At 53.8% G+C, this 18,624-nt stretch carries 13 protein-coding genes; 5 read left to right on the top strand and 8 right to left on the bottom strand.

All coding sequences use genetic code 11. The annotated features are described in order from the left end of the window. Positions 1–28: 28 nt before the first annotated feature. Positions 29–5,926, bottom strand: coding sequence for a cadherin domain-containing protein (locus tag FJ695_RS28445; RefSeq protein ID WP_141185388.1), 5,898 nt, complete (start codon positions 5,924–5,926; stop codon positions 29–31). A 352-nt stretch (positions 5,927–6,278) separates the two neighbouring features. Continuing rightward, positions 6,279–7,034, bottom strand: a complete 756-nt coding sequence (locus FJ695_RS10410; RefSeq protein WP_141185387.1) for a helix-turn-helix transcriptional regulator — start codon at positions 7,032–7,034, stop codon at positions 6,279–6,281. A gap of 381 nt (positions 7,035–7,415) precedes the next feature. Here FJ695_RS10410 and FJ695_RS10405 point away from each other — a divergent pair, with 381 nt between their 5' ends. Together FJ695_RS10405 and FJ695_RS10400 are read left to right on the top strand one after the other, a co-directional pair. Continuing rightward, positions 7,416–8,048 carry a response regulator transcription factor gene (locus tag FJ695_RS10405; RefSeq protein ID WP_141185386.1) on the top strand — a complete coding sequence of 211 codons (633 nt, stop codon included), beginning with the start codon at positions 7,416–7,418 and terminating at the stop codon, positions 8,046–8,048. A gap of 8 nt (positions 8,049–8,056) precedes the next feature. Then, positions 8,057–9,895 (top strand): sensor histidine kinase, encoded by a 1,839-nt coding sequence (locus FJ695_RS10400; RefSeq protein ID WP_141185385.1) that lies wholly within the window; start codon positions 8,057–8,059, stop codon positions 9,893–9,895. 46 nt (positions 9,896–9,941) lie between these two features. Here FJ695_RS10400 and FJ695_RS10395 read toward each other — a convergent pair whose 3' ends face one another. The 6 genes from FJ695_RS10395 to FJ695_RS10370 form a co-directional block, all read right to left on the bottom strand. Further along, the gene (locus FJ695_RS10395) at positions 9,942–10,340 is read right to left on the bottom strand and encodes a RidA family protein (protein ID WP_141185384.1); all 399 of its coding nucleotides are present in this window, start codon (positions 10,338–10,340) and stop codon (positions 9,942–9,944) included. Between the two features lie 47 nt (positions 10,341–10,387). Next, the gene (locus FJ695_RS10390; protein WP_141185383.1) at positions 10,388–11,443 is read right to left on the bottom strand and encodes a D-TA family PLP-dependent enzyme; all 1,056 of its coding nucleotides are present in this window, start codon (positions 11,441–11,443) and stop codon (positions 10,388–10,390) included. Next, the gene (locus FJ695_RS10385; protein WP_141185382.1) at positions 11,440–12,906 is read right to left on the bottom strand and encodes a M81 family metallopeptidase; all 1,467 of its coding nucleotides are present in this window, start codon (positions 12,904–12,906) and stop codon (positions 11,440–11,442) included. Before FJ695_RS10385 ends, FJ695_RS10390 begins: the two co-directional genes overlap by 4 nt. An 89-nt stretch (positions 12,907–12,995) precedes the next feature. Continuing rightward, positions 12,996–14,036, bottom strand: a complete 1,041-nt coding sequence (locus FJ695_RS10380; RefSeq protein ID WP_141185381.1) for a DctP family TRAP transporter solute-binding subunit — start codon at positions 14,034–14,036, stop codon at positions 12,996–12,998. A gap of 30 nt (positions 14,037–14,066) precedes the next feature. Then, entirely contained in the window at positions 14,067–15,350 is a 1,284-nt protein-coding gene (locus tag FJ695_RS10375; RefSeq protein WP_141185380.1) for a TRAP transporter large permease, read from the bottom strand. After that, on the bottom strand, positions 15,347–15,874 hold the full coding sequence (locus FJ695_RS10370) for a TRAP transporter small permease (protein ID WP_247653817.1): 528 nt from the start codon (positions 15,872–15,874) through the stop codon (positions 15,347–15,349). Before FJ695_RS10370 ends, FJ695_RS10375 begins: the two co-directional genes overlap by 4 nt. A gap of 159 nt (positions 15,875–16,033) precedes the next feature. Here FJ695_RS10370 and FJ695_RS10365 point away from each other — a divergent pair, with 159 nt between their 5' ends. The 3 genes from FJ695_RS10365 (at position 16,034) to FJ695_RS10355 (ending at position 18,575) form a co-directional block, all read left to right on the top strand. Then, positions 16,034–16,996: a MurR/RpiR family transcriptional regulator gene (locus FJ695_RS10365; protein WP_141185379.1), complete on the top strand. Its 963-nt coding sequence runs from the start codon at positions 16,034–16,036 to the stop codon at positions 16,994–16,996. Positions 16,997–17,263: 267 nt separating this feature from the next. After that, complete coding sequence (locus FJ695_RS10360) at positions 17,264–18,124, top strand: ABC transporter six-transmembrane domain-containing protein (RefSeq protein WP_141185378.1); 861 nt, start codon at positions 17,264–17,266, stop codon at positions 18,122–18,124. Next, on the top strand, positions 18,075–18,575 hold the full coding sequence (locus FJ695_RS10355; protein ID WP_141185377.1) for a DUF2147 domain-containing protein: 501 nt from the start codon (positions 18,075–18,077) through the stop codon (positions 18,573–18,575). The genes FJ695_RS10360 and FJ695_RS10355 overlap by 50 nt, the downstream gene beginning before the upstream one ends. Positions 18,576–18,624 lie beyond the last annotated feature (49 nt).

Below are 18,624 nucleotides of genomic sequence, written 5' to 3'. Positions count from 1 at the left end.
CACCGATAACTTCTCCTGCTTTTCATGTTCACAAGAACAAGGTCTCAGCACTCACGCCGTCAACGGCGTAACCGCTCCGGCCTTCCAGAGCACCCAAGAGGATGAAGTGCTCATACGCTGAGCTGAAGTCACCGGACTGGACAGCAGCAGCGACATCCGTGTTGGCAGCCAGATAATCCGCTGCACCAAAATACTGGCTCGCGGACCGGCCTTCAGCAGCCCCGTAAAGACTGAAATGATCGTAGGCAGAAGCAAACCCGCCAGAATCGAGGGCGACCATCACATCCGCATTTTGAGCCAGGTAGTAAGCAGCATCGAATAACGGATTTGGATCCCGGCCTTCCGATCGGCCATGGGCGGCAAAATGGATTGACCCCGATGACACCAAACCGGCTGCAACGGCGGCAGCAACATCAGCATTTTCTTCTAAGTACCACGCCTCATCGATATCATTTCCAAACAGGCGCCCTTCTTGGGCGCCGTGGTTTTGATAATGTTCGAGCCCGCTGGCAATGCTCCCTGACTGTACGGCTTCCGCGACATCGCTGTTGAGAGCCAAATAGACTGCTTCATCAAAATCAGTTGGTGCGTTTTCCTGCAACAGCCTGATTTCATTTCCGATCATCAGAAGTTCGACACCGCTCAGGTGATCAGTATCGGCGCCGGTGACAACCACGGTGCTTGAACGCGGACCAGAAATTTCTATGCCAACAAAACTCGCGCCCTCCAGCTTGGCGATGTCACGGCCCGTTCCGCCCACAATCTGATCATTGCCGGCGTCGCCAGACAGGCGGTCATCCCCTGATCCGCCAGAGACGAAGTCATTACCTTCCCCGCCAAAGACAAAGTCATTGCCGGCATCGCCGAAGAGCTTGTCGTCCCCGCCTTCAGATCCAATGGTGTCATCGCCGCCACCGCCATGCAGTTCATCGTCGTCTGCGCCCAGGACAATGTATTGCGCGCCCTCATCACCGACGGCGATATTGCTACCGGCACCACCCGTCATTCTCACATCGCCAATGATCTGAATGAATTCAACATCATTGATTTGCAGCTCTGTGCCTGATGGCAACCCGCTGACATCGATAACAAAGGCTTCGCGAGTGGTACTCGTGTCGCCACCGTCAATCACAATTGGCCCGGACGCGGCTTGGTCTGCCGTCAACTCCAGAGACCGCACTTGATATTCGGTATCCTCAGGCAGACTGTTGATCCAGGTGTTTGCAGCCGTCTCTGCCGCCGCATTCTGTTCCGGAGTTCCGCCCAGTATGCCAAGCAGATATTCCAACGCTTGCGTATTCATCTCTGGCGTATCTGGCCCCCGGCTTTGAACGCCAACACCACCTGGCAGAATCGCGACAAGACCATCTTGTTCATTGTCTCCTAACAAGAAGACACTTGCAGTTTCGGTTCCCTGATTGCTGAAGTTTCGCTCCGAAATAGGCACTCCGGAGGGTGTCTGTATGGGACCGGATCCCGGCGGTTGATCTGCGATAGGGAGAGGGGCGGAAGGCGGGACAGATGGCCCTGAACCACCAGGTGCTGAGCCCCCATTTCCTCCGCCGGTTTGCCCGCCGTTCCCGCCACCGGTCTGACCACCATTGGTGTCAGGAAGATCGTTCACCGAAATTGTCAGAGTTTGATCGACGCTCAGCCCCCCGGCATCAACAGCGCGCAATGTGATCTGACGGCTAGTCGCCGTCTCATAGTCGAGCGGCCCGCTGACGACCAGATTGCGATTTTCCAGGGCGAAAAGCCCACCTGCATCATCGACGAGGCTCACAATATGAGTATCTCCGCCGTCCGGGTCGGTGACCGTGATCTGACCAACAACAGTCGCAACCGGAGAATTCTCGTCGATGGAGTTTGTTGATATTGAAATAGACGTCGGCGCCGCATTTCCAGTAGGCTGAGCTGGAACAGGCGGCTTTTCGAGGAGAAACCGGTCGATGGTTACATCCGCGACTTGGGACTGGGTAAAGACCCGCTTTCCATTTGGCAGCCTGATCTCTGCAAAGCCTTGAAAATCCTCTACGATTGCAACGTCGGAATATGAGAAACCTTCGATGTAGATCCAGTCCTCAAGCGCATTGAAATCGGTGAAGTCGTTTCCGCCGCTCGAGGAAATGACAAAGGTGTCCTGCCCTACTCCACCTACAACCTCATCAAACCCGGCACCAGCCAGAAGAATATCGTTGCCGGCCTCGCCGCGCAGTATGTCGTCCCCATCACCGCCGCTGATGTAGTCATCCCCATCGCCGCCGCTAAGGAAATCATCGAGCACAGTATTCGGGTCAGCCAAATTGCCTGCAGCAATGATGACATCGTTGCCATCGCCGCCATCAACGTTATCGCGGCCATCGCCGGTTTCGGCATAGTCGTTTCCGGCGCCAAGGTCCGCGGTGTCATCGCCAGAACCCAAATCGACACGATCATCACCCTCACCGGCTTCAACATCATCATTGCCGCCGCCAGATGTAATCTGATCGTCTCCGCCAAGCCCTTCCAGCTTCTGATCACCATCGCCAGACACAAGAACATCGCGCCGACCATCTGACCCAATCACTCTTTCCAGGCCAGATGCGGTGACTTCGTCGCCATTTTCAAAAACGGCTCTGCCTGTTGTCAGGTCAAGCGTGACACCAAAAGCCGATCCAGAATAGTCGGCGGTATCTGTGCCGTCGCCACCCTGAACATTATCGTTGCTTTCGAGAGCCAGAAATGTGTCATTGCCAGCCCCTCCAATGAGGATGTTGGCAGCATCAGACGCCGTAATCCGGTCATTGCCGCTGGAGGTGATGACCCGTTCAAATCCGGTCAACTGAACCGACACACCACTAACGAGCTGATTGCTACCGTTGGAGAGATCGACGACCAGATTTCGAGATGTTGGCTCAAAAATGTAAGTGTCTAAACCAGCGCCACCGGTCGCGGTTTCTGCTTGCGCGATGATATCATCGCCGCCGAGACCTTCCGCCCGTTGTGCTGTGACGAGAACATCGTTCCCACCATCACGGCCAACGACGTTTTCAAAATTGACAATAGTGATGGCATTGGTCCCGAAGGTCAGAACCTGGTGCGCGCTTACCAAATCAATGAACAGGACACCGGTATTCTCGGCTCCGCTCATATTCAATACGTCTGCTACACCACTGCCGCCGTCGAGGAACAGATCGTCAAGATCTGCGAATATTTCATCGTCACCCAAGTTGCCGATGAGGGTGTCCGCACCAGCACCACCAATCAGAATGTCGGCGCTGCGCCCCCCTTCCAGAACATCATCGCCAGCTTCGCCGTCCAGGGTCGTTGTTGCAAAGACATTCGTTACCGAGATCGTGTCGTTACCTTCGCCACCGGCAACTGACACGGTACTGACAGCGCTTCCCACCTGATCCACGGAGATTTCATTGTCTTCAGCATTACCGGAGATATCGGCCGAACCGTCGGTATTGAAGTCCAGATTCTCGAAGTTCAGTGCCTGAGCTGACGCTCCACTGCTGTCACTCAGGGCACCGCTTGCGAGATCAATCAGATAGGTTACAGGCGCGCCAGGCACCGAATTTAGCGCATTCAGGATGAGATGATTCGTGCCGGCACCGCCATCTGCAGAGATACCCTCCACCAGCGACATCGTGACGGTATCATCACCCTGCCCCGCTGTAATCGTATCCGCACCACCACCGCTCGTAATGGTGTCAGCCCCATCGCCACCATCCAAGATTTCCGCGTCCGCTGATCCGTCGAGCTTGTCGTCGCCGTCACCGCCCTCAAGCGAGATTGATGCACCTGTGGCGGTTAGATTGTCATCGCCTGAACCACCGACCAAACGCCCCGTGCCCCGGAGCGTATCATTACCGTCACCACCGTCGAGAAGGCCACTGCCGGTTAGAGTGTCATTTCCCGCGCCGCCCCGCTGTGTTGCATTGTCGCCTGTAATGACATCGTCGCCTGTTCCACCGATGAGCGTGGCGTCGTCACCGTCCAACCGGTCATTACCGGATCCACCGTCAATGAAATCACTGCCGCCATTTCCGTAGATGGTATCATCTCCGGAACCACCGAACAGGGTGTCCGCCTCCCCGCCATTTGCGATGTCGCCGCGGATTGTATCATTACCGCCGCCGCCATGAATGCTGTCCGGTTGATCCACCCGGCTGCCGTCGTTTTGCTCAACAGTCGTCCCTTCGAGGACTTCACCCCCGGGACCGCCAACAATCGGATTTTGGCCGGCGAGGTTTCCGCCATCTTCAGGCTCGATTTGCAGCCGTGCTGTTACGTAGGTCGTGTTTCCGGAAAGGTCGTCGGTGAGGATCTGAAGCTCCGCGGCATTGCCCTGAATGTCCGGCGCAAAAAACACCCTTGTAGAGGTTGCCAGAAACGCAGACAGGTTCTCTGCAGTTCCCCGCAGCGTGAGCTGATTACTGCCACTGCCTGTCACAGCAACATTGGCTGTCGGATCAGCAGACAATGTGCCGTTATCTACAGAGAACCGAACCAGAAGCTCGCCCACAGTATCATCGTCAACGACCTGGATTTGCCCAAGGGCTAACGGGTTGAAGGCGCCTTCAAACACTGCAAGCGGATCGGAAAAAGTCAGGTCGTTTCCTGCACCGTCCAACAAGCGCGGTTGTGCATTGACCGGGATTTCACCATCAAGAGCAATTGAAAAAGGAACAACGACTTCCGGGAAAAAGTCGTCGGGCAGATCAACGGTGATTGGCGCAAAGATATTGAAAGAACCTGTGCCTGAAGCACCCGTGACAGAGTTCTCGAAAACCGGACCTACCGAAGCAGAACTTTCTTCGCCATCCACGGTAATGGAGCCGGCCGCAGCAAGCGCCTCAAAGCCGATTGTCCCGACTGGAGCGATCTGGAAATCGAGCGCGACTTCGCCTCCAAGATCAAAGCGCAGCTCACCATCCAGCGTGCCATCAATCAGGTTCGCGTCACCTGCGAGCAAGGGAGCGGTCAAGTTAAAGTCCGTTGACAAAAACCCGCTGTCGACCTGCTGCCCTTCAAAAAACACCTCAACATCGACCAGGCTATTTGGCGTGAAGGAAACATTCTGTACAACGCCAAAGCCGCCAGAAATGAACGGCGCGAACACCACAGCTTCAAGGGCGGCCTCAACCTGATGGCCAAGGATATCAACTTCCGGAAACTCAAACGTCTCGCTGAGCGCCCCCAACGGGCTCAAACTTGGGATCAGGCTTAGAAGCTCGAGTGGGTTGATCGTGACGTCGGCCAAGGTCTCGATGAGCTGAAGCTCAAGCGGTTCAAAGGTGTTGGCAGCTGCAATTTCGAGCGTCGCATCGGCTTCAACGCCCGAGGGCGTTGCGAAATTGAAATCGACACCGTCTATAGGGCTGATCGAGGTATCACCTGCCGGCAGCTCAAGAATTGGCACCTCGATATTGAGCGGGTCAAAGACGAGGTTGTTGTCCAAAGTGAAGGCAGAGCCGAAAGACGTGTTCAGCAGAGAAATATCCGAAAGTCCGGACCGCTCCGAACGGAAAAACAGGTCGATACTGAAACCATCGAAATTGAGAGACTCCGCAGTAATTGTTGCTGGCGAGTGTCCTGTCTGCGCGGCTGTATCCTCGTCAATAACCTGTAGCTGGTCCTGACGAAACGAAATCTCGAAGCTTTCGCCTTCCGTGATCCGGTCCGGCAGATCAATATCGAGCAGCATCGGATAATCGATTTGGAGATTACCCAATGAGCTGTCGTGCAGATTGAGCTGAAGGCCTGTGGAGAATGTAAAATCGTAATTGGCAGAGGCAAGAAAGCTTTCAAAGCTGCCACTTTCCTGGAACGACAAGGTGAAGATGTCATTGATCGCACTGATATCTACCGGCGCAACATTCGGCAGATCTTCAAGCGCAGTCGATTGGGATGAAAAGAAAATATTTTGAGTAAGTGCCATCTATGAAATCCCCGCTCGGACATCCCGGGGCAACCCTATGGACATGTCGTTTTTCGGAATAGCTGTTCGTATCGACAGGTACACACAGCCGATTGTTGGATTGGCTGGCTTTAATGAATTCAGAAACAACCGGACATTCGGCAGCTTTAATAAAAAAAACAAAAAAACTGCATAAAGTGGCCTGCAGCAACAAGCCACCATCTCAAGAAAAACCATAACAATGCCGACCTGATTTACTTACATGACATTATTGTTTTTCTTAAAAAGGCCAAAACTCGGGATTGAACGCAATTCCCACAAATTCGGTTAACGAAAATTAATTACCCTAAAATTAGGGAGTCACCCGCAGCAATTAGATACGGAAAAGGCCATATTTCAACGCGCGCGCAACAGCTTGTGCTTGCGAACGCGCGTTCAGCTTGTTGGTTCCAGATTTGAGATATTGCCGGACCGTGTGGACACTGATGCCTTCTATTGTGGCAATTTCATTGGCTGTTTTTCCAAATGCACACCATCGCAGGCAATCGACTTCCCGCGGCGAAAGCTTTGACCTCCGGTCAGAATTTGCCCGATGTTTCAGCGTATTGCGGACAACTCCTCTAGTGTCCGGACTTGGGTCCATCTCTGTCAGGTAAGCGTGGAAATGGAGCGCCAGCTGATGGACGATTTCCTTGTTGTCCGGAAGGCGATGATAATCATCCGGATCGGCAATGACATGAACGCCGCCAATAAATCCCGGCTTTGAGGTCGGAAACACCCATCCCCGGTTCAATCTCATTTCCCTCAAGATCTCCCAACGTGGTGCGGCCGACGGCAAAGGGTTGGACCACGCGTCTTCCACGTCAAATGGCCGGATTTCACCAGATGCCAAGCGCGCGACGACCGGGTCATCCGACCACCAAGGTGTCTCTTCATCCAGAGGCGAAAATACATCTGGCATAGAGGTATAAAGAAGGAGGTCAGAACGGTCATCAATCGAATAATCCGCCGCAACAAACCCGATCGTTCCAAAGACCTTTATCTGATCGACAAAGAGATCAATCAAAACATCAGCGGTCCGGCAACTCTCAAATTGCGAAACGGCAGATTGAATAAAACTTGCATCCATCAATAAATCTCAACAAGAAAATCAGGCACTCATTATTTGCAATGCAACACGGCAGATTACGAAATAAATTTACAAAAAAACAAAATCACCGCAAGGGAAACATCCTGAAATCTAGGAAAAGAAATCCGAAGCTATGGATATTCACTTATCACCCTAATAATCATCCTCAACAAACTCGCGAAATACTAAGTCGACGATTGCCGGTTCCACCGTTCTTTCGACCTAGGTTTAGCAGCTGAAACCAGCTCCTAACGTCGCAACCCGCTGTACGCGACATGAACATTCTATTGGCCCTTTGAAGAGAAAGCTGTCTGTCTAGACAGGTTCAATTCCTAAAACAAATCGCTAGTATCAGTCCAAGAATGAACGGATTGCTGAAAGATGGGGGCAGTGAACCTGGCGCAAGACAAAATTCGTGTCGTCATGGCGGATGACCATCAAATGTTTCTGGATGGTCTTTCACGCCTGCTGTCGGGAAACGACCGGTTATTCGTGGATGGCACATGCGCTGATGGCAATAGCCTGATCCGGCTGGTCTCAGACAAAAAGCCGGATGTCGCCATCATAGATATATCTATGCCCGGCCCCGGACCTGCCGGGATCCTGGAACAGATCGATCGACTGGCTCAAGACACGAAAACTCTCGCATTGACCATGCATCTTGAGCCGTCTTTCGCTCGCGAGTTGCTGGCTCTTGGCATGAACGGCTATGTGGTTAAGGAAGCTGCTTTTGATGAACTGATAGAAGCAATCCTGACAGTCGCGCGGGGGGACCAATATCTGTGCCGAACTCTGGTCGAGGCCATGTCTGAGGAGACACCCCTGACAGATCGGGAGCGGGAATGCCTCGCAGGCGCAGCCCGTGGCCAAACGGCGAAGATGATCGCCATTGATCTGGACATCACCGAACGGACGGTCCGGTTTCACTTTGCGAATGCTTGCCGGAAGATGGGTGTCCAACGCGTGACGGAAGCTGTTGCTGCGGCTTTCAAATTGCGCCTTTTGTCGACGTGAGCCGGTCCATGACACCGCATCACGGACGCATTCTCCTATTGGGCATTCTTCTTCTGCTGTTCATTTGGCCACTTGGAGTGCAAGCCAAAGGTTTGAACCTGGCCGAGATCCCGTTTCGTTTCACAATTGGCGATAGCAAAGACTATGCAGGTCCAACTTACGACGACAGCGGGTGGGCTGAATATCCGATCCTCTTGTCCGGAGGATGGGCAGAACGTGGGGCCGGGCTTGATGATCGCAATTTCTGGCAAAGGGTCACTTTCGACGGATCGGCTTTGGCAGATATTTCCAGTCCTGCACTTCATATTGGTGTTCTGCAGGCAGGCAACATTTTTTATCTTAACGGCGTGGAGTTCGCCCGGGTGGCTATGCTCGACCCGCCATATGCCGGGTTGGTCAGCGACAACAATATGCCGTTGCCGCGCACGTTTGCCTTTCCGCCAAACTTGCTGAACCTGCAGGGAGAGAATGTTCTTGCCATTCGATCCACCCGCAACGGGCTGGAAAACACTTTCCTATCCGGGCCAATTGAAATCATCGAAGAGGTAGACGCACTCAAGAAGTCCAATGCCCGAACGGCGTTTTTCATTCTCTACAACAGCCTGTCGGTCTTCGTGCTTGTGCTCGCGTTTTTTATCACTTTCGGTATTTGGTTGGTTGCCCGCAAAGACACAGGGATTCATTGGCTACTGATTGCTTTCGTAGTTCTACTACCGGTGTGTCTCTTGAACTCATCGGCTGCCGCGTACTTGGAGTGGAAATTCCCGCCGGCCCTATTCCCGTTCTTCGTTTTAAACCTGTCCTCTTATGTACTCGTTCCGGTCATCGAATTCTCTGCAATACATTTGAGAGTTCGTATCCGTTGGTACACACGCATGCTGCAAGTCTCCATATTGGCGCTTCCGTTCATCCCAGACGGAACAGCTGACTTTCTATTCCCGATCTCCCGTGCCGACACGTTGATCTGGTCTATGCTTTCTGCCTTGACGTTTTTACAGATCAGTATCTGGGCAATCCGCGGGGCCCTGCACAGAGACAGCAGAGCTTATCCGGTCATAGTCGGCGCTGCCGTCATCTGGATCTCAACCACGATGTCCTTGCTCGGGTTAGAAGACTGGGCGCTGCGGACCACCGGTTCCGGTTTTGGTGCGGTGACCGTTCCAATATTTCTGCTTTCCCTCACCTGGGCAGGTATCCAACCTCTGTTTGAGGCCAAAGCGCGACTGGCTGAAGCCCAGAGTGAGGTTCTGCGCGCGCAGGAACATGAACGGCGTCGTGTGGCTTACGACATTCATGATGGTGTTGGTCAATGGCTTTCAACGATCAAACTGAACTTGCAAATGCTGCAGGGACAACACCGCGGAACATCCGCCGAAAGCGGCTTTTCCGAAGTGGTCGGGCATGTTGATGCCGCCATTTCAGATACCCGCAGGATCGCTCATGACCTTTCACCAGCGATGATCGAAAAGAAAGGACTTGCAGCTGCGATCCGCAGTCATGCGGATATCATACGTCATCGATCCAGGCTGACAGTATCTGTTGATGTCGATGACAGCATCACTTTTGCCCCAACTGTCCAGGGACACCTTTACCGCATCTTTCAAGAGGCACTGCAAAACGCCGTCAGGCATGGCAAGGCGACCGCAATTGACATCCGCCTCGCTCAAGAGAAGAAAAAATACTGCCTTGAAATAAAGGACAATGGCATCGGGTTTGATTCAACTGTGCAGAGTGATGGGCTCGGGCTGAAATCTATGCGACAGCGCACCGAGCTGGTCGGTGCACATCTTGATGTCATATCAAGCCCTGCCTCAGGAACAACTCTCAGGGTCACAAGCCGGAACTAGAGAATTTTCCATAAAAACGCCAGCTTTTGTGAGGGCATCTTCGAGCTTATGTAACTGGCTTGTAGGCGACCGCGTCGATTTCAACCTTGGCGTCGACCATCAATTGGGAACGAACCGTAGACCGGGCTGGGCCGCCATTTGGAAAATAACCCGCATAGACTTTGTTGAAGGTCCAAAAATCACGCGTATCGTCCAACCACACACCAATCTTCACAACATCGTCCAAAGTGCAATCCGCAAGTGCCAGTGCGGCGATGACGTTTTCCATGGTTCGTTTCGTCTGGCTCTCCACACCGCCCGGCTCGATTTCACCGTTTTCCTTCATGGCGACTTGCCCAGAAATAAAGACAAAATCGCCGGCCCGGACGGCCGTTGCAAATGGGAGTGGCTGCCCTCCCGCGCCGGTTTTGCCACCGCCGAAACGTTCAATTGTTGCTTGGCTCATATCAAGCGTCCTTTGTTTTGGAAGACTTTTGTAGTCAGTCTGTTGGATCACAGCACCTTACCGCGGGCAGAAACGGGAGATGTCCCCAGAACTTTATCCCCGCGAATGAGTTGAACTTCATCGACCATGTTGCTGACGACACAGACATGATTGGGAACGATCCGGATCTTGTCACCGACTTCAAGATCGATCGCATCGGCTCTCAAAACACCGTGTTCTTCAGATAGGGCGTCAACTGTTATGTCAGGACGGCCGAGAACATGACCATGCCCTTTCAAGCCCAGCAAATCGGAGGTCAGGACTTTGGTACCTGCGTCAATCACAGCCCGGTCCGATGCTGGTACTGAAACCACGGTCGCCAGAACCGTCAACGCGCAATCGTCCCAGTCACAAATGCCACGATCCTGCAGGGAGCGGTCATTGTAAACATAGGTACCGATCCGGTATTCGGTCGCCACCGGCACTTTTTGCGCCTGCCACATACCGGGCGACCCACCGTTGGAAATCACAGGAACGGAAAGTCCGGCAGTTTCGATCAAATCTTTCGCGCTAGAGAGCCAGTCCTGAACGTCTGCCTCCTTCCCAACAGGCGGATAGGTCATCAAACCACCAAAGCTCAAACTAGATTTGTTTGAGATGTAGAGTGCGAGCATGGCAGCATCTTCTGGACGCATCACACCGCAGCGACGTGCACCTGTATCGCACTCAACGAGGACATTGAGTGGCTCCACCGCATCCTGAAACGCCTCTGAAAGCCCGTCGACGGTTTGAGTGTTGTCGGCGACGACGCTCAAGCGGACCTTTTCCGCAAGAGCCCGCAATCGGCCGAGTTTTTCGGCGCCCAAGATGTTGAACGTGATCAACACATCTTCAATGCCGCCTTCGGCGATCATGGCCTCCGCTTCACTGACTTTCTGGCACGTGATGCCGATTGCACCCGCTTCAATCTGGCGTTTGGCGAGAAAGGGCAGCTTGTGGGTCTTGATGTGCGGTCTGAGCGCAAAGCCATGTTCAGAACAATATGCCTGATAGCTATCGATGTTGGCCTCGGCGATATTAAGATCAACGAGGACAGCAGGCGTTTGGACGTCTGGAAACATCATGACTCAGCAACTTCAAAGGGGTTGGCAACAATCGGCCAAACAGGCCGCTTTAGACGGGTGTAAGGGGTCGTTCTCGGGTTGTTCGGATAAGGGCCGTCGACCGACGCATAAAGAACTTCAGCAGCAATATTTGAAAACGCCCCGTAGAAGTGGTTCGTGGATTTTACCACAACAACTTTCTTCGACGAAATGCCGATCCCAAGGTTGGTGAAAAGATCCGGCGAAAACGCCTGACTCCGGTTGGAATTTAGAACCACTTCAATGCCGCCCAGCCGGATGACAGAACAATTCCCTAGGGGAACAACCGATGTGCCGAAGCTCTGCACCGCATCGCGTTGATTTCGCAAGACAGTCACATGTGCATCAATCGGATCGCCTGCTGTCGCAGAGGTCTTGCCGCCAAAACGCAGGTTGAGTGTTGCGCCCTCACCTGCGGCATGACATAGGCGAACAGCCATCGGATCCCAGATCGTGCCAAAAGCAGCCGATTGCAGATTTTGTTTGATGGCTTCTTGAAGCAGCAAAGTAGAGTCGCCTGCGACACCACCGCCGGGGTTGTCCCATACGTCGGCAACCACAACCGGTCCGCTCCTCGCACTGTTTGCACGCCTCAAGGCATCTGCGGCATTCAAAAAAACTGGCTTGGTTTGTCCGCGAAAGGAAAACAACTCCTCACCGAGGCGTTTGGCGATCGCTATACCCTTCTCTTTATCATTGTCAGTGACCACGACGATTTTGGCACCCAGATCCGGAGAGTCGCCGGCCATAAAACCATGGATAGCCGACACAGAAAGGACCGTGCCGTCTTCTTCCATTGCTTTCATGCGGTCAACAAAACCGCGCATCGGGGCCTGACTTGTCGGCAATATGTCCATCATTCGAACATCGAACGCACTAACAACGGGTATGATCTCGCCTCGCAAAGCGCGCAAAACCAGATCAACACAGGCCTCTCCTGTTTCGGCAAAATCCGTATGAGGAAATTCCTTGAAAACAGTGATGATATCGGCGTTATCGACCCGTTTTTGGCTGAGGTGGCTATGCGGATCAAAGGTGACACCGACAATCGTTTCTGAACCGACAATATCCCGAACAGCTTCCAGAAGAACACCTTCGCAATCCGAGCAGCCATCTGCAATCATCGCGCCGTGAAGTCCGAGGACCACAGCATCCAGCGGTAGGGCAGCTCGCACTTGGTCGAGGATTTCATCACGCAAGTATGTCCAGGTTTCAGCATTCAACAGTCCGCCCGGTTCCGCCCATGTAGCCGTGCCTTCAATCAAGTCGAAATCCTGATCCTGGGACGCTCGGCGGAGAGCGGGAAACACGCCGCTACACAAGGTCGGTGTCTCTGGATGTGCGCCAGGAGGCGCGTAAAAACTCTGCTTGAAGTCAGCAAAATCTGTCCGCAAGGGCGAAAAGGTATTCGTCTCTGTGGCGAGCGATGCACAGAAGATCCGCATTGAAGGGTCCTGTCCGGGTTATTGTTATGAGCCGAAGGCCAAGCAAATGGCCTCCGGCGGATCTTGAGACAGCCATCCGGCCGTGCGGATCAGTTCAGATATGAGGCCGCATTCGCTTTGCCGACCGCATCACGGAACTTCGCCAGAAGCTCATTGGCTTTCGGGTCGAGGTTCTCTGCCACGTGTGTTTCAAACGCCGGCTGGGTAGCTGCGGCCATTTCTGCACGTTGCTCGTCGCTCAAGGCTGTGACCTTGATGGCATCGGCAAGACCGGCGAGACCGCGGTCAGAGGCTTCAATGATGCGGGACAGGCCACGGCTGGCGGCTACGCAGTTTTCAGCCGCCGTCCGGACATTCGCCTTTTCGCTATCGGACAAGCCCTCGTAGAACGCACGGTTCATGAGGAACGTGTAAGGCGAGAACAGGTGATTGGTGAGTGTCAGGTATTCCTGTACTTCCGCGAAATTAGCGAAGGAAATGATCGGCACCGGGTTCATCTGGCCATCAATCACGCCGGTTTGCAGACCGGAGTAAACTTCACCCCAAGACAGTGGATAAGCCTCTGCGCCGAGCGCCTTCACGATGGTCTGGTGGGACGGCAAAGTCATGGTGCGAATGCGGATGCCGTCAAAATCGGCAAGATTTGCGATTTCGCGCTGCGAGTTTGTCACGGCAAAGAACCCGCCAGTATCCGGAAACCCGAGCACAACAACATCGCCGAGTTCAGCTTCGATATCAGCAGCCAACGCCTTGCCGAATTCACCGTCGAAAACTTCATAGGTGGCCGCGTTGCCATTAAAAGCAAACGGCAGGTTCAAAACGTCGATGCGCGGATAATAGCTGGCGAGCGCCCCAGTTGACGTCAGAGTTGCTTGAAGCAGACCATCACGTACCTGCTGGACATGTTCTGCCGCAGAACCGAGCTGGTTCGAGCCGAAGACCTCTACCGATACACTGCCGTTCGTGCCGGACGTGACGAGATTATCGAACACAGCGGTACACGCATGGGCCGGATTTTCAAACGGGTCGGTCTTGTTGTCGTGACCAAAGCGGATCACACCGCCGTCCGCAAAAGCTGTGCTCGCGGTTAGAGTTGCGGCAAGCGCCGCGATCAAAGCAGTCCGTTTCATGTCATTTCCCTCTCTGGTATTTATTTTTGGTTAGCTGGCAAAGCCAAGGAGCCTGGGAAGGAGCAACGCTGCGTCCTCCCAGAAAGCGAAGATGAAGAGAATGGCGACTTCGGCGAGAAGGAACGGCATAAGCTTCAAGGAAATGCGTTCCAGCCGCTCGCCGGTCACCGACGAGAGCACGAAGAGGCAAGCGCCCACTGGCGGCGTCATCAGCGAGATGTTGAGCGCCAGCACAAAAATGATGCCGGCATGGATCGGCTCAAGGCCAACTTGTTCGGTCAAGGGCACGAGGACCGGCGCAAGAATGATCAGGATCGCGGTGATGTCCATGACCATGCCGACCACCAGCAAAAGGCCGATGATGATCGCGATGACAGCATAGCGGTTGTCAGAGAGAGCCAAGACAGTCTCGGCCATCAGCTGCGGAATGCGTTCAAAACTCATCCACCACCCAAGCACTCCGGCAAAGGCAATGATGACGAAGATCACTCCGGTGATCCGTGCTGTGCGCACCAGCATGGAATAGAAGCTCTTGAAGGTCAGCGTGCGATAGACCACCGCGCCAATGAAGAGCGCATAGGCAACGGCGATGGAGGCGGCTTCTGTTGGTGTAACGATGCCGCCAAGGATTCCGCCCAGAATGATCACTGGCATGGCAAGCGCTGTCAGCGAGGACACAAACGTTTGCCAAACTTCCTTGAGGCTTGCCCCGCGAACGGCTTTGGGCAGTTTCTCCCGTTTGCCGCCAATGACGATGACGCCCATGCAGACTGCACAAATGACAAGCCCTGGAAGAATACCAGCTGCAAAGAGGCCGGCGATCGAGACCCCCATGAGCGAACCATAAACCACCATCAAACCGGACGGCGGGATGGTTGGCCCAATGATCGACCCAGCCGCTGTAACAGCACAGGCATAGTCGCGCTTGTAGCCTTCTTTCACCATGGCCGGCACGAGGGTGCGGCCAAAGGCGGCCGCATCGGCCGTGGCAGATCCGGTTAGACCTGCAAAGAAGACAGACGCCAGCATGTTGGTGTGGGCAAGCCCGCCACGGAACCGGCCCACCAGCACTTGAGCGAGGCTTACCAACCGGGTGGTGATGCCCGTTCCATTCATGATTTCCCCGGCCAGAATGAAGAACGGCATGGCAAGGAACGGGAAGATGTTGAGCCCGTTAAAGATCTTGCTGGGCCCGATCGCGAGGAAAGACCCGCCGCCCATATCGATCAGACCAACGACACCGGCGAGACCGATGGCAAACCCGATGGGCATGCCATAGAGGATCAGGATGACAAAAGCTATTGCGACGATCACGGGCCCTCCTCCGTGACTGGTTCGGAGAAGACCGGCTTATCCAGATGACCACCAAGATCGCGCAGGAGAACTAGAACGAGCTGCACCGAACACAAGGCTGCCGACACAGGGATAGCCGCATAAAACGGCGCCAAACTCATACCAAAGATCATGGCGTGACGCGGCGCACCACTTTGAGCAAAAGCAATCCCGTACCAGGCGACATAGAGAAAAAGCGCCAGCGACAACACATCAACCGCGATCAGAACAAGTCGGCGAACAGATAAGGGAAAGACCATAACAAAAGCAGTCAGACCAATGTGATCCCGCCGCGCAATGCCGGAGGAGACAGCCAGCATGGCCGCCCAGATCATCAGATAGCGGGCCAGTGTTTCCGGCCAGGGCAGCTGCCAACGGAAGTAGTAACGGTCCACGACACCTAGCCAGACGTCCAGAACGAGCGCGAGCATCAAGCCCGCAACCACGAACTCCACGGCCTTGTTGACACGCTCACTTGCAGTAGCTGCCCAATCTTGAACCAACACCTTCCCCCCAGAAACGCGATCCGTAACTCGGTTACATATATGCCCGTATATCTCATCTTAAGCAACGCAAAAATGAAATTTAGTTACATTTTTTATTAGATAATATCTAACTACGGAGAAATTCTTGATTATTTTGACATAGATATGTAACTTAGTTTCATGACTTATGAACCTGACTCGACGCTCGAAACTCAAACACAAGACGCGACCAACAACCCAATGCAGCCGCCTCAAAAAGGCGGCCCAGGCGTGTTTGACGTGATTTCAGCGCTGAATAATCTGGATGGGAAATTTGCTGCACAGGAGCAACGGGTCGCAACCTACGTCAAGAACCACCTGGATGCGATCAGCGGAATGACGATTGGTGACTTGGCACATCATTGCGAGGTCAGCAAACCGACCGTCATCCGGTTCTGCCGTAGCTTAGGATGTTCAGGTTTCAAGGATTTCAAACTGCGACTGGTGCAGAACTTGGCTGTGAGCGCGCAATACATGAGCGCCAGCGCCATTCCGGAGCTGCCGGATACAGACACAGCAATTGATCAGGTTATTGGCGCTCTGTACGCGTCTGTCGGCACGCTCCGCAAACAAATGCAAACGAGCGCACTCGATGTTGCGAAAGATGTAATTCTGGAAACCAAGCAAATCCTTTTTGCGGGCATCGGCGGCGGCTCTTCGATGATCACTCAAGAAGCGGCCAACCGTTTTTTTCGCCTCGGGATCCCATCGTTTCACGTTAGCGACAGTTATCTTTTACAAATGCGCGCGGCGACGCTTGGCCCGGGAGACACCCTGTTTTTGGTCTCTGCAAGCGGCGAAGCTGACGCGATCGTCGGTGCGGCAGAAATCGCCAATGGATATGGGGCGACAACAATTTGCATTACCAAGCCGAATACCCGGTTGGCAAATGCCGCAAAGATCCCGATCCTGATCGACGTTCCAGAAGACCGGGCCATCTTCAAACCAACGGCCTCGCGCTATGTGCATTTGGTGATCGTAGATGCGCTGGCAACTTCTGTGGCGCAGGAAGCGGCTGAGACAACAAAGGAAAACCTCAGGCGCATTCGAGCATCTCTTACAGCCTATCACGGCCGCACCGGACCTCAACCGCTTGGAGATTGATGCGCAAGCGCGCAGATCTCAACATTCGTTCTGCGTGAATCGCACTGCAGAGGCGACCAGACACTCCAATTAACTCCGCCCACTCAAAAGCCGGATAAGCGAACTAACAGGCTTTTCGGCTTTTTCATCTCGCACCAGCTATTGCGGATCGGATTTCTCCTGCTTATATACTGAACGAACGTTCGCTCTTTGCAAATCACTCTCTGAGGTAGTTAAAGAGCGGGCATCTCAAAAATTTGCGGACGACTATTGCAGAGACGATTGACCATGCGGATCCCGATAGATCTCACCTACATTTTGCAAACCTTTCGGGCACGTATCGCGCTCACCTGGACAATCGTTATTGCGGAAAACATCCTGATCGCCTTGATCCCGTTGTTAATCGGTTGGTCCATCGACGGCCTTCTTGCAGGCAAAGTGACCGAACTCGGCTGGATGGTCGCAACCCTCGGCGGTCTGGGTGTCATCGCAGTCGGACGGCGGATTTACGATACACGCGCCTATGGAACGATCCGGTTGCATCTTGGCGCTGAATTGCATCGGCGCTCCTCCGCTCTGCAGATCTCAAAACGGAACGCCCGCATCGACATGTCCCGGGAGTTTGTGGATTTCCTGGAGGAGGAAGCCCCGCAATTGATAACCGCCTTCATTCAGATAGGTGTTAGCCTGGCAGTCCTCACTTACTTCGACCCTGCTCTGGGCTTGTCATCGATCTTGGTGATTGCCGGTATGCTGCTTGTTTATGGCTGCTTCCACAGGCGGTTCTACAACGTGAACAGCCGCCTCAACGAGCAACGCGAACAACAAGTGGATGTGCTCGCGAAAGGTAAGCTGCTAGGAGTTTATCAGCATCTGCGCGCTTTGCGCCGGCATGAAGTTGCAATCTCCGACACAGAAGCCGTGGTCTACGGCGGGATCTTTCTGCTTCAGATCGGATTTATCGCTTTCAACCTTTATCAAGCGGCCGGCTTGCCTGGCATCACCGCCGGGCGGATTTTTTCCATTGCAAGCTACTCCTGGGAGTATGTCGAAGCAGCTTTGATGCTGCCGATAGCGCTGCAAAGCTGGTCTCGCCTCAATGAAATCACCCGGCGTATCAACTCAAGTGGAGATCTATCCCTTGGCTAACATCGTTACGACCTTGGCATATACAGGCGGAATGCTCGCATCCTGCTTTGCCTCTTCACCTCTAATGGCCGAGGAACCGCCGGAAGCGCTATGGCTCACTGATGACCGCGGGATTGTCGTTGCGACAGGTCCTTGCAAAGCAGGAAGCAAAACACTCTGCGGCATAATCGCCGGTCTGCCAGGCGCAGTAACAGATAGGAACCTAGCCCAGCATAAAAACGCGTTGTGCGATTTGCCCCTCCTTTGGGACCTCGTCTGGGATCCCGCAAGACAATCGTGGATCAATGGCAAGGTTCTCGATCCATCCACGGAGGAAGTCTTCAATCTCTCAGCGACGACTTTTGGTGAAACGATGAAGCTGCGCGCCTGGTCGGGAAATCAATGGATGGCCACTGACATGGTTTGGCAAAAAGTCCAGACACATGAACAACCCTGCCCAATTCCAGAATAGACGGCGAGAGCAGTCCGTTGCCTTTTTGATGGCTTCGCGTCTCGCGGAG

The organism is Labrenzia sp. PHM005 (assembly GCF_006517275.1).
Taxonomy (GTDB): Bacteria; Pseudomonadota; Alphaproteobacteria; order Rhizobiales; family Stappiaceae; genus Roseibium.
This window is presented reverse-complemented; position numbering and strand designations above follow the sequence as displayed.

Bases quoted from the DNA above. Each gene is read 5' to 3' on its own strand.
- FJ695_RS10410 (WP_141185387.1), bottom strand. From the start codon at position 7,034: ATGGATGCAAGTTTTATTCAATCTGCCGTTTCGCAATTTGAGAGTTGC.
- FJ695_RS10365 (WP_141185379.1), top strand. From the start codon at position 16,034: ATGACTTATGAACCTGACTCGACGCTCGAAACTCAAACACAAGACGCG.
- FJ695_RS10385 (WP_141185382.1), bottom strand. From the start codon at position 12,906: ATGCGGATCTTCTGTGCATCGCTCGCCACAGAGACGAATACCTTTTCG.
- FJ695_RS10360 (WP_141185378.1), top strand. From the start codon at position 17,264: ATGCGGATCCCGATAGATCTCACCTACATTTTGCAAACCTTTCGGGCA.
- FJ695_RS10395 (WP_141185384.1), bottom strand. From the start codon at position 10,340: ATGAGCCAAGCAACAATTGAACGTTTCGGCGGTGGCAAAACCGGCGCG.
- FJ695_RS10405 (WP_141185386.1), top strand. From the start codon at position 7,416: ATGGGGGCAGTGAACCTGGCGCAAGACAAAATTCGTGTCGTCATGGCG.
- FJ695_RS10400 (WP_141185385.1), top strand. From the start codon at position 8,057: ATGACACCGCATCACGGACGCATTCTCCTATTGGGCATTCTTCTTCTG.
- FJ695_RS10355 (WP_141185377.1), top strand. From the start codon at position 18,075: ATGAAATCACCCGGCGTATCAACTCAAGTGGAGATCTATCCCTTGGCT.
- FJ695_RS10380 (WP_141185381.1), bottom strand. From the start codon at position 14,036: ATGAAACGGACTGCTTTGATCGCGGCGCTTGCCGCAACTCTAACCGCG.
- FJ695_RS28445 (WP_141185388.1), bottom strand. From the start codon at position 5,926: ATGGCACTTACTCAAAATATTTTCTTTTCATCCCAATCGACTGCGCTT.
- FJ695_RS10390 (WP_141185383.1), bottom strand. From the start codon at position 11,443: ATGATGTTTCCAGACGTCCAAACGCCTGCTGTCCTCGTTGATCTTAAT.